Source organism: Hydrophilobacter chitinilyticus, from assembly GCF_049860745.1.
Lineage (GTDB): Bacteria > Pseudomonadota > Gammaproteobacteria > Burkholderiales > Burkholderiaceae_C > Rhodoferax_B.
Genome location: NZ_CP187561.1, coordinates 5,584,914 through 5,598,535, shown reverse-complemented (window position 1 = coordinate 5,598,535; position 13,622 = coordinate 5,584,914). Strand labels below are relative to the sequence as shown.

General features: G+C 63.2%; 15 protein-coding genes. 8 read left to right on the top strand and 7 right to left on the bottom strand.

Going from position 1 to position 13,622, the window contains the following annotated elements; genetic code table 11:
- Positions 1-2: 2 nt before the first annotated feature.
- The 4 genes from ACPWMG_RS25110 to ACPWMG_RS25095 all read right to left on the bottom strand — a co-directional run bounded on the left by ACPWMG_RS25110 (position 3) and on the right by ACPWMG_RS25095 (position 5,057).
- Positions 3-1,925, bottom strand: a complete 1,923-nt coding sequence (locus tag ACPWMG_RS25110) for a methyl-accepting chemotaxis protein (RefSeq protein ID WP_483302202.1) — start codon at positions 1,923-1,925, stop codon at positions 3-5.
- A 456-nt stretch (positions 1,926-2,381) separates the two neighbouring features.
- Positions 2,382-3,086 (bottom strand): aspartate/glutamate racemase family protein, encoded by a 705-nt coding sequence (locus tag ACPWMG_RS25105; RefSeq protein WP_483302201.1) that lies wholly within the window; start codon positions 3,084-3,086, stop codon positions 2,382-2,384.
- Positions 3,087-3,180: 94 nt separating this feature from the next.
- Complete coding sequence (locus tag ACPWMG_RS25100; protein ID WP_483302200.1) at positions 3,181-4,596, bottom strand: FAD-containing oxidoreductase; 1,416 nt, start codon at positions 4,594-4,596, stop codon at positions 3,181-3,183.
- A complete protein-coding gene (locus ACPWMG_RS25095) occupies positions 4,593-5,057 on the bottom strand; it encodes a DUF4126 domain-containing protein (protein WP_483302199.1) in 465 nt (154 codons plus the stop codon). Before ACPWMG_RS25095 ends, ACPWMG_RS25100 begins: the two co-directional genes overlap by 4 nt.
- Before the next feature lie 209 nt (positions 5,058-5,266).
- On the opposite strand from ACPWMG_RS25095, the gene ACPWMG_RS25090 reads away from it, so the two are divergent.
- The 3 genes from ACPWMG_RS25090 to ACPWMG_RS25080 are packed head-to-tail and all read left to right on the top strand — an operon-like array spanning position 5,267 to position 7,012.
- A complete protein-coding gene (locus ACPWMG_RS25090; protein WP_483302198.1) occupies positions 5,267-6,328 on the top strand; it encodes a DUF3616 domain-containing protein in 1,062 nt (353 codons plus the stop codon).
- A gap of 35 nt (positions 6,329-6,363) precedes the next feature.
- Positions 6,364-6,672: a nucleotidyltransferase family protein gene (locus ACPWMG_RS25085; RefSeq protein WP_483302197.1), complete on the top strand. Its 309-nt coding sequence runs from the start codon at positions 6,364-6,366 to the stop codon at positions 6,670-6,672.
- The gene (locus tag ACPWMG_RS25080) at positions 6,662-7,012 is read left to right on the top strand and encodes a HepT-like ribonuclease domain-containing protein (RefSeq protein WP_483302196.1); all 351 of its coding nucleotides are present in this window, start codon (positions 6,662-6,664) and stop codon (positions 7,010-7,012) included. The genes ACPWMG_RS25085 and ACPWMG_RS25080 overlap by 11 nt, the downstream gene beginning before the upstream one ends.
- A gap of 15 nt (positions 7,013-7,027) precedes the next feature.
- Here ACPWMG_RS25080 and ACPWMG_RS25075 read toward each other — a convergent pair whose 3' ends face one another.
- Positions 7,028-7,696: a TetR/AcrR family transcriptional regulator gene (locus tag ACPWMG_RS25075; RefSeq protein ID WP_483302195.1), complete on the bottom strand. Its 669-nt coding sequence runs from the start codon at positions 7,694-7,696 to the stop codon at positions 7,028-7,030.
- A gap of 124 nt (positions 7,697-7,820) precedes the next feature.
- Here ACPWMG_RS25075 and ACPWMG_RS25070 point away from each other — a divergent pair, with 124 nt between their 5' ends.
- From ACPWMG_RS25070 to ACPWMG_RS25050, 5 genes are all read left to right on the top strand, one after another.
- Positions 7,821-8,246: a VOC family protein gene (locus tag ACPWMG_RS25070; protein ID WP_483302194.1), complete on the top strand. Its 426-nt coding sequence runs from the start codon at positions 7,821-7,823 to the stop codon at positions 8,244-8,246.
- Between the two features lie 28 nt (positions 8,247-8,274).
- On the top strand, positions 8,275-8,628 hold the full coding sequence (locus ACPWMG_RS25065; RefSeq protein WP_483305340.1) for a GFA family protein: 354 nt from the start codon (positions 8,275-8,277) through the stop codon (positions 8,626-8,628).
- A 170-nt stretch (positions 8,629-8,798) separates the two neighbouring features.
- The gene (locus ACPWMG_RS25060) at positions 8,799-9,290 is read left to right on the top strand and encodes a hypothetical protein (RefSeq protein WP_483302193.1); all 492 of its coding nucleotides are present in this window, start codon (positions 8,799-8,801) and stop codon (positions 9,288-9,290) included.
- A 94-nt stretch (positions 9,291-9,384) separates the two neighbouring features.
- Positions 9,385-10,458 (top strand): pirin family protein, encoded by a 1,074-nt coding sequence (locus ACPWMG_RS25055; RefSeq protein ID WP_483302192.1) that lies wholly within the window; start codon positions 9,385-9,387, stop codon positions 10,456-10,458.
- 75 nt (positions 10,459-10,533) lie between these two features.
- Entirely contained in the window at positions 10,534-11,010 is a 477-nt protein-coding gene (locus tag ACPWMG_RS25050) for an FKBP-type peptidyl-prolyl cis-trans isomerase (RefSeq protein ID WP_483302191.1), read from the top strand.
- A 219-nt stretch (positions 11,011-11,229) separates the two neighbouring features.
- Here ACPWMG_RS25050 and ACPWMG_RS25045 read toward each other — a convergent pair whose 3' ends face one another.
- Together ACPWMG_RS25045 and ACPWMG_RS25040 are read right to left on the bottom strand one after the other, a co-directional pair.
- Positions 11,230-11,928, bottom strand: a complete 699-nt coding sequence (locus ACPWMG_RS25045; protein WP_483302190.1) for a general secretion pathway protein GspB — start codon at positions 11,926-11,928, stop codon at positions 11,230-11,232.
- A 19-nt stretch (positions 11,929-11,947) separates the two neighbouring features.
- Positions 11,948-13,582: an ExeA family protein gene (locus ACPWMG_RS25040; RefSeq protein ID WP_483302189.1), complete on the bottom strand. Its 1,635-nt coding sequence runs from the start codon at positions 13,580-13,582 to the stop codon at positions 11,948-11,950.
- Between the last annotated feature and the right edge of the window lie 40 nt (positions 13,583-13,622).

The window sequence follows — 13,622 nt, the reverse complement described above, 5'->3', positions numbered from 1 at the left end:
GCTTAATCGCGGGTGAGCGCCGGGAAGTGACCGGCTTGGCCGGCTTGACCCACCGGGCCGAGCTTGAAGAACTTGATGACTTCGGCCAGGCGCGCGGCCTGGTCTTGCAGGCTGGCCGCAGCGGCGGCGCTTTCTTCCACCAGCGCGGCGTTTTGCTGGGTCATTTGGTCCAGCGTGTTCACCGCACCGTTGACGTTGCCAATGCCGTCCGACTGTTCGCCTGCGGCCATGGTGATGTCGCTGATCATGTTGTTGACGTTTTGCACGGCGCCCACAATGTCTTGCATGGTGCTGCCGGCACGTTGCACCAGTTCAGAGCCTGCTTCCACCTGGCCGACCGATTTGTCGATCAGGCTCTTGATCTCCTTGGCCGCTTGGGCCGAGCGTTGTGCCAGGCTACGCACTTCACTTGCCACCACGGCAAAGCCGCGGCCTTGTTCACCGGCGCGGGCGGCTTCTACCGCCGCGTTCAGCGCCAGAATGTTGGTTTGGAAAGCAATGCCATCGATCACGCTGGTGATGTCGGCGATCTGGCGCGAGCTTTGGTTGATGGCGTTCATGGTGTTGACCACGTCGCCAATCATGCTGCCGCCGCGTGCGGCCACTTCGCTGGCCGAGCCAGCCAAACGGTTGGCTTGTTGGGCCGATTCTGCGGATTGTTTGACCGTGGCGGTCAGCTCTTCCATGCTCTGCGCGGTCTCTTGCAGGTTGCTTGCGGTTTGCTCGGTGCGGATGCTCAGGTCGTGGTTGCCGGTGGCAATCTCCTGGCTGGCGGTGGACACACTGTCGATGGCCAGGCGCACTTGCTGCAGCATTTGCAGATAGCGTTTGCGCATGCCTTCGACTTCATTGACCAGCCTGCCGAGTTCGTCGCGCTGGGTGGTCTCGAAGGCTTGCGTCAGGTCGCCTTGGGCCACGGTGGTCAGCGCTTTGGTGAGTGCACGCAGCGGTGTGCTCACGCGTTGGCGCAGCACCCAGAACAGGCCCGCACCCAGCACCACCACAGCCAACGCCAGCACACACCACATCACGAACATGGTCTGGTGTTGGTCGGCCATGGCTTCGCCGTCGGACACTTCGGCCAGCACCAGCCAGCCCGTGGCTTTGCTCTTGCGCACCACGGCCCAGGCGTCGCTCATGCTGCCGCCCAGAACATCCGTAGCAGGCGTGATGGTGCCTGCAGGTGTTGCCGCCAAGGTCTTCAGAAAGTCGCCGGAAGCGGGCGCCACTTCGCTGACCTTTTTGCCGGCCGAGGTGGGGTGGATCACAAACAGGGCATCGGCCAGGTTGCTGCGCGGGTCGATCACGGTCACACCGCCGTGGGCGAAGAGCTTGGTTTCCAGCACCTGGGCTTTGAGTGAGTCTTCAAATAACGAAATGTCGCTGCCCACAAACAGGATGGCGATCACCTTGCCAGCCGCGTTCTTCACCGGCTCATAGTGCGTCATATAAGGCTTGCCAAACAACACGGCGCGGCCGGTGAACGGCTGGCCGTTCAAGGCCAGTTGGTAGGCCGGGTGGGTGCGGTCGAGCAGGGTGCCCATGGCGCGTTCACCGTCCTGCTTTTTCAGCGAGGTGGTAATGCGCATGAAGTCGTCACCCTTGCGCGCGAACACCGTGGCCACGCCGCCGGTGTCGCGGGTAAATTTGTCGACGATGGTGTAGTCGGAGTTCAGCACCGCGCCGGCGTTGCGTAGTTCGCCGGTGGCTTCGTCCAGCACCAGCGTGGCGTCAAAGGCGCTGCGAAAAGCGCTGTCGGCGCGTTTCACCAGTGCGCGGTTGGTGGCGTCGGTGTTGTCGACCGAGCGGGCCAATGCATCTACTTTGTCGCTCACGGCAGCAACAATTTCGGCGCGGGCTGCGCGTTCGGTGATGGCACTGATGACCAGGCCAACAATCACGAAAACCAGCGCGACCAAACCCATGGAAATGAGTGTGACTTGGCGCGCAACGGAGCGATTTGCGGGAAATGCTTGCGACATAAGAGAAGATAAATAGAGATAGGGCCACGCGGCGCGACCCGCATTGGGTGCAATGGGGTGCTTGTGTGGAGCAGCAAACGCAGGTGGGTGGCTGCGATGTGGGGCTAAATTGTAAAGATTTGATTCAAATCAAGGTGAGATATCAGTGTTTCTACTAAGCATTTCTGCAACAAATGGCGTGTAAGAAACCTCGAGGTTGTGCGGTTTTGCCTAGTGTGTAAAAAACCCCGACATTCACGCTCTCGCAAAGTGATAGCGCTCTGTGCGGCTGCGCAGCGCTTTGTAGGCACTTTTCGCGTCCATTCTTTGCATACACCTTTGACGGTGTCAACTAGGCGACATACGACCCTGCCGTCAGCAGGTGATGGCGCTCTATCCCGTTGATTTTGTGGGGTTTTGTTACAGGAGCGCGTGTACCGCGCGTCGCAACGCAGCCCGGGCCAGCAGCCGCGTGGAGTCGAGTGTGGGCAAGGGCGAGTTGCGGTCGTTCATCAGCAGTGGAATCTCGGTGCAGCCCAGCACCACGCCTTCGCAACCCAAGCCTTGCATGCGCCGGATGACCGCCTGAAACGTCGCCTCGCCGTTTGGGGACGGCTTTGCTGGTACCAACTCTTCCATGATGACGTGGTTGATGGCGTCGCGCTCCTCTGGCGTGGGCCGCTCAAAGGCCACGCCGTGTGCGGCCAGCTTCTCGGGGTAGACCTCGCTGTCCACCAGCCAGCGCGTGCCGGTGAGGCCCACTTTGCGCCAACCGCGTTGCGCGGCTTCTTGCGCCACCACTTCGGCAATGTGCAGCCACGGCAAGGGTGAATGCGGCAGCAACTGCGGCAAGGCCTGGTGGATGGTGTTGTCCGGGCAGATCAGGAAGTCTGCGCCCATGCGCGCGAGTTTGTTTGCCGACGACAGCATGAGACCCGCCACACCGGCCAGGTCGCTGGCGTCTAGAAACGCCACGTAGTCGGCCAGCGAATGCGTGTGCATCGACACCTCGGGGTGCGCATGCGGGCCGAGCCACTGCGCGCCTTCGGTGCAGATGGTGCGGTAACAAAGAGCCGCGCCCTCGGCCGAGCAGCCGACGATGCCGATGTGCAGGGGTTTGTTCAAAGTGAAGCCTCGTGGGGATGAAGCGCCAATTTAGCCGATGTCTTGAGGCTACGCTGAACAAGTCCCAGCATGCTGCGACTTGTTCAGCGTAGCCTTAATGCGGCTTCAGTTCCGTCAGCAAGGTCGGGATCAACTCCGATACCGTGGGATGCACCGGCACCGCCTGCTGCAGCACCGTGTAGGGCAGCTTGGTGTGCATGTGGTCGAGGATGCCGTGGATGGCCTCGTCACCCTCCACACCCAGGAACGACGCGCCCAAAATCGCCAGCGTGTTGGCGTCCACCACCACTTGCATGAAACCCTGGGTTTCGCCACGTTCCACCGCGCGGCCAATGCGCGTCATCGGGCGGCGGCCCACCAAGATTTTGTGGCCGGATTTCTTGGCCTGCGCCACTGTCATACCAGCACGGCCCAGCGGCGGGTCGATGTACAGCGCGTAGCCTTCGACGCGGTCGCTGAGTTTGCGGTGTGCGCCTTCGAGCAGGTTGTCGGCCACGATTTCATAGTCGTTGTAGGCGGTGTGCGTGAAGGCGCCGCGGCCGTTGCAGTCGCCCAGCGCCCAGATGCCTGGCACGTTGGTGCGTAGTTGGTCGTCTACGGTGATGTAGCCGCGTGCATCCAGCGCCACCCCCGCGCGGTCGAGTTGCAGGTCATCGGTATTGGGGCGGCGGCCCATGGCCAGCAGCACATGAGAGCCCAGCACTTCGGGTTCACCTTTGGTGCAATTCACGCCTACGGCAATGTCGTCGCCGTCTTGTCTGAAGCGAATGCACTCGGCGCCCAGCCGGAACTGAATGCCTTCGGCCGCCAGAATGTCGCGCACCGCGTCAGACACATCTTCGTCTTCGCGCGCGATGAGGCGCGGGCCTTTTTCAATCACCGTCACCTCGCTGCCGAAGCGGCGGTAAACCTGTGCGAACTCCAGGCCAATGTAGCTGCCGCCCACCACCACCAAATGGCGGGGCAACGTGTCGAGCGCCAACATCGAGGTGTTGTTGAGGTAAGGCACGTCTTGCACGCCCGGCAGGTCGGGCACGTTCGCACGGCCGCCCACGTTGATGAAGATCTGTTTGGCTTGCAGCACGGTGTCTGTGCCATCGCTGGACACGCGCACCGTGTTGGCCGATTCAAAGCGCGCATGGCCTTCGAACACCGTGCAGCCGTCCATGCCTTTGAGCCAAGCCTCCACGCCGTTGCGCGCGTTGTGAATCACCGCGTCCCTGCGCGCGGCCACCACCGCCATGTCCATGGCCACACTGCCGCCGCCGCACTGCAGCAGCACGCCGTAGTCGGCCGCGTGGCGCGTCACGTGTGCCGCGCGGGCGCAAGCCACCAGTGTTTTGGTGGGCATGCAGCCAGTGTTGACACAGGTGCCGCCAAACAGCTTGCGCTCCACCAGTGCCACCTTTTGGCCGGCTGCCGTCAACCTGCCGGCGAGTGAGGGCCCGGCCTGGCCCGCGCCGATGACGATGGCATCAAAAACCTGCGGCGTACTGGCCTGCGTGCTCATAAGTGGCCCGACACAATGAAGTACGCTCCCACCACCGCCACCACGTCTTCAATCAACGCAGCGGGCAGGTCTCTGCCAAAGCTCCTGGCGAGTGCCCCGCGTGCTGCGGCGCCGCCCAACGTGCCAATCACTGCACCCACCACACCAGCCACCAGCCCACCTATCAAACTGCCGCCAGCCGCGCCAATGGTCGCGCCACACAAGGCGCCGCTGACGATGCGCGCGCCAAACTGCTGCGGCACTTTACGGCTGGGGGTTTGGGGGAGTTGGTCGGTCACAAACTCCACGATGGCCAGCACTGTGAAGATGTAAGGCGTGTAGGCCCAGCCCATGAACGCCAGCGGTGTGTTGGCGACGGGCAACCAGCCGAAGTGGGCTGCCCAACTGACCGCAGCGGGGGCGGTCATCGCGCGTAGGCCGGCAATCACGCCGATCAGCAAGGCCAGAACATAAAAGGTCATGAGGCTGCTCCTGAGTTGCGGGCACAGTTTACGGGGGCGCCGCCAGAAGCACCAGCCATTTGGCTAGCCCAAAAGGGATAGGCACAACAGGCATTTAGGCCATGGGCTGTACAGTACTGCGCATGTGGAAAGCCCCTTTTTCTCCTCTGGTTCCTTTCGTTGGCGTCTTGGTTTGCCTGCTACTGGCGGGGCCCGCCAGGGCGCAGCAAGTGCCCCTGACGGCACCGGCTACCGCCGTGTGGGATGCCGGTGATGGCTTTGTGTTTGCGGAGAGCGAGAAGAAGCAGCGCAAGATCCGCCAATCGGTCAGCGGCATCGCCTGCGCCCCGAACGGGGTGGGTCAGCCCGTGTGTCTGTTGGCGTTTGACGAAGGCAGTGCGGCCTACTTTGCGCAACTCGATGTGGCGGGGCAAAAACTCTCGCCCCTGGGCAAAGCCATCCCCTTGCGTGGCAACGACGATGGCGAACTCGACGCCGAAGCCGCCACCACCGACGGCCATTTTTTCTACGTTACCGGTTCGCACTCCAACAAGCGCAAAGACTGCGCATCCAACCCCGACAGCCGCCACGTCATCCGCCTGCGCCGTGACCCCACCACCGGCCAGGCGCTGCGCACGGCGAGCGGTGGCCTGGTCAACTACGCCGACTCCGGGCGACTATGGGACGTGATGGCGCAACTGCCCGCATTGCGCCCGTTGCTTGACCACTGTCTTGGCGACGATGGCGCCAAAGCCCATGGCCTGAACATCGAAGGGCTGGCCGTGCGCGGCGGCCGCTTGTATTTCGGTCTGCGTGGCCCCGTGCAGCAGGGCGTGGCGTGGGTGCTGTCGGTTGACGCTGAAGCACTGTTCTCCAAAACCGCCGATCCGCAACCCGTGCTGTACCGGCTGGCGCTGGGCCCGCACCGTGGCATCCGCGACTTGGTGGCAGTGGACGACGGCTTGTTGATCCTGGCGGGCCCCGATGATGCGGACACATCGCCCACACCGGACTGGACCGTCTCGTGGTGGGACGCGCGCACCTCCGGCCTTGGCGCCACCGAGGCCGCCTTCGACGCCCGCAAATCATCAACCGCCGCGCTGCCGACCATCGCCACGCCTCGCCTGCTCGCCTCACTTGATCTGCGCAATATCAAAAAGCGCGGTTGCGACAAGGAAGTCAAACCCGAAGCGATGACTGTGCTGCAGAGCGACGCCCAGCACTACCGGCTGCTGGTGTTGTCTGACGGCCTATGCGATGGCGGCGCGCGAGTGTTTGAGGTGCTGCACTGACCCTCGTACGGTTGGCTTGTGTATAAACTCCCACCATGCATCCGGCCATCGCCCAACACCGCAACGGCATCTCCACCATTTGCCAGCGTTATCACATCCGTCGACTGGATGTGTTCGGCTCTGCAGCGCGTGCGGTGGACTTCAACCCGGAGAGCAGCGACGCCGATTTTTTGGTCGAATTCGCGCCCGAGGTGACTGTGGGCCTGGACACTTTGTTCGGCGCCAAAGCGGATTTGGAAGAATTGCTGGGCCGAGGTGTCGACTTGGTGGAGCCAGGTGCCATTCGCAATCCATTTGTGTTGGCCACGATCAACAGTAGCCGAGAGCCGGTTTATGCAGCGTGACCCGCGTGCATTTCTGTGGGACGTGCGGGAATCTGCTTTGGCGATTCAGTCTTTTGTGGCGGGTATGGATGCTGGTGCATACATGGCGAACGCGATGGCACAAGCCGCTGGGGAGCGCAAATTTGAAATTATCGGTGAGGCGTTAAATCAACTGGCCAAGTTGGACGCCACCGTGGCCGCGCGTATTGCCGATCTGCCGCAGATCGTTGCGTTCCGAAATCAACTGATCCATGGTTATGCCACTGTGAATGTCAGCACTGTTTGGAACGTGGTGCAGGCTTCATTGCCACCTCTGCTGCTTCAGGTCCAAGTGCTGCTGCACGAATTGGATTCTGCCTAGCCGATGCGCGGCCGCTTACAACCCGCGCTCCACCATATCCAACAAGCGCTGCCCCAGCGCTACTTGCGCCACCGGCGGCAGCTCGCGCATCGGGCCGTCCAGCGACAAAAGCGCCATGCCGTGCACGGTGGACCAGGCCAGGAACTCCGCACCGTGGCGGCGTTCGGCGGGCAGGGCGCCGCTGGCGACCAATTCGTCTAGCGCGGCGACCAAGTGGCGAAAGGGGTCAAGCCCGGTGTGGCCCGCTTTGGCGGGATCGGGTGGGCGGTTGAGATCCACCGTGAACTTGCCGCCGAAGGCGGTGCGAAACAGGCCGGTTTGGCTTTGCGCAAAGCGCATATAGCCGGTGCCCACGGCGCGCAGCTTGGCGCGGGCGCGTTCCACGGCTGTGCCCGTGCGGGGCAATGCCGCCATCTCTTGTTCCATGGCAATCGCGGCCTCTGCCAGTGCAGCGGCGCGCACGGCGTCAAGCAGGGCGTCGCGGTTGGCGAAGTGGCGGTAGGCGGCATTCGGCGCCACACCGGCGCGGCGCGTGGCTTCGCGCAGCACCACAGCGTCCGGGCCACCATCGCGGGCCAAGGCAATGCCGGCATCCAGCAGGGTGCGGTGCAGGTCCCCATGGCGGTACGTGGAGCGAGGGCCACGGGGTTGGCGGGCGGGTGACGGGGCTTGTTTCAAAGACATGCACTTTTTATGTGGACGCTGTCCATTATGTCTGTTATGTTTTGTGGACGGTGTTCACAAGTGTTTGTTTTCCCCGATGTGTTCCCCCTACGAGCACCGCATCCCCTTGATTCAGGAGACCCGCATGAAAGTCCAAACCTATTTGTTTTTTGATGGCACCTGCGAAGAGGCGCTGAACTTCTACAAGACCGTGCTTGGCGCAGAAATCCAGATGATGATGCGCTTCAAAGACAGCCCCGAACCCATGGGCGACGGCGGCGCCGATGCTCCAGGCTGCGGCCCCATGCAACCCGAAAAAATCATGCACGCCAATTTTCAGATTGGCGAAACGCAGGTCATGGCGTCCGACGGCAATGCGAGCGGCAAGCCCGTGTTCCAGGGCTTTTCGCTGTCGTTGAACCCTGCAACGGAAGCTGAAGCAGAACGCCTGTTCAAAGCCTTGGGCGAGGGCGGCCAGGTGCAGATGCCGTTGACCAAGACCTTCTTTGCCAAAGCCTTCGGCATGGTGGCCGACAAGTTTGGCGTGGGCTGGATGATCATCGTCGAATAACCCACAGACGACGATAGGCGAGATGACCATGCTCTACCAAGGCAGTTGCCACTGCGGCAAATTGGCATTCGAGGTGGAAGGCACGCTGGAGGGCGCCATGTCCTGCAACTGCTCCATCTGCCAGCGCAAGGGGGCGTTGATGTGGTTTGTGCCGCGCAGCCAACTGCGCTGGCGCGCGCCACCAGACGCCGATGCGTTGGGCACCTACATGTTCAACAAACATGTGATCCAGCACCACTTCTGCACCACCTGCGGTATCCACCCCTTTGGCGAAGGCAAGGGGCCTGACGGCAAAGCCATGGCTGCGGTCAACATCCGCTGCCTGGATGGTGTGGATCTGGCGGCGGTGCCGGTGCAGCACTACGACGGGCGCGCGGTTTAAGAACGTAAACACGTTCTAAGAATCGGTTCGGCCAAACCCGCTTTTCGCGCCGCAAGGCTTTGCCGGGCATGAAGCCCTGCTCGGAGTGTCGCTACATATAGCGACAGACAAGCCGCCATCACCGTCGCAAGATCGCGCCTCTCTGAGTTTCCTGTTGAAAGGTGCTCATGATGAAGACGGCTCTTTCTTGGTTCAGTGGCGAGGTTGCCAATCCGGCGCAACGGGCATGGTTGCGCCCGTGCTTGCGCTGGGCTGCCGAGGTGTTGGTCGTGGCGGCTATTGTGGCGATGGTCAGTACTTTTGTGCTGCAACCGTCGGTGCCGTCAACGGCTTCCTCTGCGCCCCAGAACCGCGTCACCTTGCATTTGGCCGGGCAAGAAAACGCACTGCTCGACGCATTGCGTGGGCAAGCCACCCTGGGCGATGCGAGTGCCAGTTTGGCCCTGGTGTCGGCGCTGCTGAGTCGGCTGGAGTTCTCAGACGCTCGCACTGAAAACCATGACGTGGAAGATGCGCGCAACCTGTTTGAAGCCATCATCTGGATCGACCGCGACTGGGACAGCCCCGAGTACCGGGCCACGCATCTCATTGAGCACCTGGTTGCACGCCATTGCGGCCATCCGGTATTGCGCTGGCACTGGCTGTGCAACGCTGAGGAGTAGCCTATGCCTCAAGGCCGAACGAGGCCTGGTTAAAAGCAGTGGGCCGGCAGAGTTTTCCGGCGACTTGTATGCTGCGGGGCGAAAGGTCTGCCCCATGTCCAATACTACTGCTTCCACTGCTGCCCCCAACCCCATCCTGCAAGCCAAGGCGCTAGGTTTTCCCTGGGCCACGCTTGACCCGTTCCTCTTCTGTGCCTACCACGACGACGCCTACCCAGCGGCTAACGCCACCATGGGCCCGGCCGTGCCGCTGACCGGGCGCGACATTGGCCAGGACTTCAGTCGCAAAGACGGCTGGAGCATGTACCACGGCGACGATGTGCCGGGATTTCCGGGTCACCCGCACCGTGGGTTTGAAACCGTGACCATCGTGCGCAAGGGGCTGATCGACCACGCTGATTCGCTGGGCGCTGCCGCGCGCTTTGGCCAGGGCGATGTGCAGTGGTTGACTGCTGGCGCTGGTGTGGTGCATTCCGAGATGTTCCCGCTGCTCGACCAAGCCGCCCCCAACCCGCTGGAGCTGTTCCAGATCTGGCTGAACCTGCCCGCGCGCAACAAGATGGTGCAGCCGCATTTCTCGATGTTCTGGGGCCCGCAAATCACGCGTGTGACCGATCTCGATGCTGCTGGCCGCGCCACAGAAATCGCCGTGATCACCGGCCAGGTCGACACCACCCATGCATCGCCCGCCATGGCCGCTGCCACCACGCTGCCGCCCCCGCCTGACTCGTGGGCCGCGCAACCCGGTGCCGACGTGGCCATCCTCACGCTGCGTATGGCGCCCGGCGCGCGCTGGACGCTGCCGCCCGCGTTGGGCCAAGACAGCCGCCGTATGTTGTATTTCTTCAAAGGCCAGTCGGTCGCGGTGGCGGGCCAAACCGTGGCGCAACATGCGGCGTTGGAGTTGGCAGCCGGTGTGCCGGTGGAGCTGGTCAACGGCGATGCCGAGGCAGAATTCTTGCTGCTGCAAGGCCGTCCGATCAACGAGCCGGTGGCGCAATACGGCCCGTTTGTGATGAACACCGAGGCCGAAATCCGCCAAGCCCTGCAAGACTACCGCGCCACCGAGTTCGGTGGCTGGCCGTGGCCAGACCAGGCGCCCGTGCATGGTCGCGACCCGGCCCGCTTTGCGCGCCACCCCGATGGCCGCACAGAAACCGCAGAATGACCACGGTGGTTGAAGTCGGTGAAAATGGCGCCCATTTCGGCTAACCCGTCGGCCACGACTTTTGAGCAAGCAACCATGAAAATCACCAAAGACACCGTCGTCACCTTGCGCTACAAGGTCACCAACCCGCAAGGCAAACTGCTGGAGCAGAGCCAGACGCCCATGGTCTACCTGCACGGTGGGTACGACAACACCTTCCCCAAGATTGAAGCCGCATTGGATGGCCAGGAAACCGGTTTTCAAACCACCATCACCTTGGCCCCGGCCGATGCCTTTGGCGAGCGCGACGAAGCCCTGGCCACCAGCATTCCGCGCAGCCAGTTCCCTGCCGGTGTGAAGGTGGGCGGCACGCTGCGCGGCCGCACCGAAGACGGCCGCGAGCAAGTGTTCCGTGTGCTGAAGATCAAGGGCCCCGAAGTGCTGCTGGACGGCAACCATCCCATGGCGGGCGAGACGCTGGTGTTCTCGTTGGCCGTGACCGGCGTGCGTTTGGCTTCAGGCGAAGAAATTGCCCACCGCCACGTACACGGCGAACACGGCCACCACCACTAACAGGCTGCTGAAAAACTACTGCGGAGGTCATCTGCGGCGTTGCCCGGTGCTCGGAATCCTCACGTACTAGAAGTACGCTCCGGTTCCTGTGCGCCGTGCGCCTTGCATCTGACCTTCCTCGCTACGTTTTTCAACAACCTGTTAGGACGAACTACTTCTAAAAAGATAGCGGCCCGCGCTTGTCCACCAAGTGCCAGGGCCGCTTTTTCTTTAAGTCGCTTAAAAGCCCTGGCTGAAGCGGTATCCGTTAAAGCGCAGCACGGCGCTCTTTGGCCCAATCGACTCGAGCACCACGCCGCCGGTGATCTCATCTTTCTCGTGGAACACCTGGCCGTTGACGATCAGCATGCGGTAGGCCGGTTGCTCTGAGTAGCTGGCGCCGTTGATGCTGATCTTCGGCAGTTGCTGGCGCACGTCGGGCGGCAGGTCGGCCACGGCGTAGATACGGCTGGGGGCTTCAACCACGGGAGCAGGTTTTGGCGCTGCGGCCACTACTGGTGCAGGTGCGGGCTGCGCAGCGGCGGGGGCTGGTGTTGCGACCGGCGCAGGCGCTGGAGGCGTGGCAGGAGCCGGGGCAGGTTTGGGTCGAGGTGCTGGCGCTGGCGCTGGTGCCGGTGCCGGGGCGGCTACTGGTGCTGCTGCCACCACTGGCGGCGCAACGGCAGCGGGCCGGGCGGCTGGCGCTGTTGCAACGGCCATCGGCGCGCTGTCCGCAGGCGCGCGGCCACGCCACCACAGCGTGGCAATCACCACCAAGGCGATCACCAACAAAGCGCTCAACGCGCCGACCATCGGGCTCACGGCGCGCGCGCCAGGCGCAACGGTGTTGCTGGCCTGGGGCTGGCTGTGCAGCGTGGGCACGGCGCCACGGTCGCGCTCGGCTTCGGCGCGTTTCAGGGCTTCAAGAATGTAGGACATAGGGGAGCGGCTCAGGAATTCAGGGGGTGGCCGATAGGCGTGGCTCGGTCGTGCCAATGGCGCGGTTGAGCTGCAGGTAGGTGATGGGGCCGGCCTGGCCATCGGGCTCCAGCCCCTGGCCGAGTTGAAAGCGCGCCACCTGGGCCTTCAAGGTGTTGGGGCCTGAGGTGGGGGCGGCGTTGCCGGGCAGCTTTTCCAACTGCGCCTGCAGCCAATCGGCTTGCGCACGTGTGCGTGCTTTGCCGCTGGCGCTAGCTACTTCGGTGGGCATGCGCCACAGCGTGGCAAAGTCGCCGCGCCACCACTGTGCCAGGCTGGCCAACGGCAGCTTTTGTGTGCCACCGGCGACGCGCAGGGTGGCAGTTTGGTTGTCCAGCGCCACCAGTTGCGCGTAGGCGGGGCGGCCTTCGGCGTCGAACAGTGTGACGATGCCGGGGCGGTCCAACTGGCGAATCAAGGCCAGGCTGGTGCGGCTGCTGCGCACACATTGCAGGCCTTGGCTGTCCAGGGCGTTGCAGGCATCGTCAGCCTTGGCGGTTTCGGCGGCTGCGGTGCTGCCCCAAGCGGCGGCGAGTGCCCACCAGGCTTTGTTTTCGTCGCGCTGGGCGGCATCAAACAACAGCGCCGTGTTCGCATCGCCTGCCGCTGACGCGGCCGCGCTGGCCTTGTTTGCGGGCTTCAACAGCGTGACGGCGTTCGCTTCTTTCGGTGTGGACGCGGCGGGGCCCGCGCTCCACCACATGCCCAGGGCCACCAGCGCGGCACCGGCCAACACGCCCGCACCCGCAATCAGCGGTGTGCTGGAGCGTGGTGTTGCCGTGGCGGGCGCGCTGGCCGTGCCAAAGACTTCGGTCGCGGCCTTGGCCACGATGTCGCGGTTCACCACGCGCTGGCCCGTGGCGTAGGCGCCCAACAGCGCGCGCCCACACAGCAGGTTGATGCGGCGGGGCACGCCATGGCTCAGGCGTTGAATCTGTTGCAACGCATGCTTATCAAATGGCAGTGGGCCGTGGTGCCCGGCCACCGACAGGCGGTGCTGCAGGTACTGCTCGGTCTCGGCCTGCGACAAGGCATCTAAGTGGAAGCGTGCGATCACACGCTGCGCCAGTTGCTCCAGCTCGGGGCGGGCCAGCATGGTGCGCAACTCGGGCTGGCCGATCAAGATGATCTGCAGTAGCTTGCGCTCGTTGGTTTCCAGGTTGGTCAGCAGGCGCAATTGCTCCAACACATCGGCCGAAAGGTTTTGCGCCTCGTCGATGATCAACACGTTGCGCTCGCCCTTGGCGTGGGCCTGCAGCAAGAAGGTGTTGAGCGGGTCGATCAGGTCTTTGACGGTTTCTGCCCCCGGCCCGTTGTGGCTGTGCGCAATGCCAAACTCGTCGCACACCACCTGCAGCAGCTCGCCCACGGTGAGCTTGGGGTTGAAGATGTAGGCCACGTTGCAGTGCGCCGGAATCTGCTCCAGAAAGCACCGGCACACCGTGGTTTTTCCGGTGCCCACTTCGCCAGTCAGCAGCACGAAGCCGCCGCCACCGTCCAACCCGTACAACAAATGCGCCAACGCCTCGCGGTGGCGTTCGCTCATGAAGAGGTAGCGCGGATCGGGGGCGATGGAGAAGGGGTCTTGGCTCAGACCAAAAAATGACGCGTACATGGGCCCCGAGGATAGCCTGCCCGCGTGGCAGTTCGTCTGC

What these genes read in the sequence shown, in the direction of transcription:
- ACPWMG_RS25050 (WP_483302191.1), top strand. Translation starts at nt 10,534, where the DNA reads ATGAAAATCACCAAAGACACCGTCGTCACCTTGCGCTACAAGGTCACC.
- ACPWMG_RS25080 (WP_483302196.1), top strand. Translation starts at nt 6,662, where the DNA reads ATGCAGCGTGACCCGCGTGCATTTCTGTGGGACGTGCGGGAATCTGCT.
- ACPWMG_RS25055 (WP_483302192.1), top strand. Translation starts at nt 9,385, where the DNA reads ATGTCCAATACTACTGCTTCCACTGCTGCCCCCAACCCCATCCTGCAA.
- ACPWMG_RS25100 (WP_483302200.1), bottom strand. Translation starts at nt 4,596, where the DNA reads ATGAGCACGCAGGCCAGTACGCCGCAGGTTTTTGATGCCATCGTCATC.
- ACPWMG_RS25040 (WP_483302189.1), bottom strand. Translation starts at nt 13,582, where the DNA reads ATGTACGCGTCATTTTTTGGTCTGAGCCAAGACCCCTTCTCCATCGCC.
- ACPWMG_RS25070 (WP_483302194.1), top strand. Translation starts at nt 7,821, where the DNA reads ATGAAAGTCCAAACCTATTTGTTTTTTGATGGCACCTGCGAAGAGGCG.
- ACPWMG_RS25085 (WP_483302197.1), top strand. Translation starts at nt 6,364, where the DNA reads ATGCATCCGGCCATCGCCCAACACCGCAACGGCATCTCCACCATTTGC.
- ACPWMG_RS25060 (WP_483302193.1), top strand. Translation starts at nt 8,799, where the DNA reads ATGAAGACGGCTCTTTCTTGGTTCAGTGGCGAGGTTGCCAATCCGGCG.
- ACPWMG_RS25110 (WP_483302202.1), bottom strand. Translation starts at nt 1,925, where the DNA reads ATGGGTTTGGTCGCGCTGGTTTTCGTGATTGTTGGCCTGGTCATCAGT.
- ACPWMG_RS25045 (WP_483302190.1), bottom strand. Translation starts at nt 11,928, where the DNA reads ATGTCCTACATTCTTGAAGCCCTGAAACGCGCCGAAGCCGAGCGCGAC.
- ACPWMG_RS25065 (WP_483305340.1), top strand. Translation starts at nt 8,275, where the DNA reads ATGCTCTACCAAGGCAGTTGCCACTGCGGCAAATTGGCATTCGAGGTG.
- ACPWMG_RS25095 (WP_483302199.1), bottom strand. Translation starts at nt 5,057, where the DNA reads ATGACCTTTTATGTTCTGGCCTTGCTGATCGGCGTGATTGCCGGCCTA.
- ACPWMG_RS25075 (WP_483302195.1), bottom strand. Translation starts at nt 7,696, where the DNA reads ATGTCTTTGAAACAAGCCCCGTCACCCGCCCGCCAACCCCGTGGCCCT.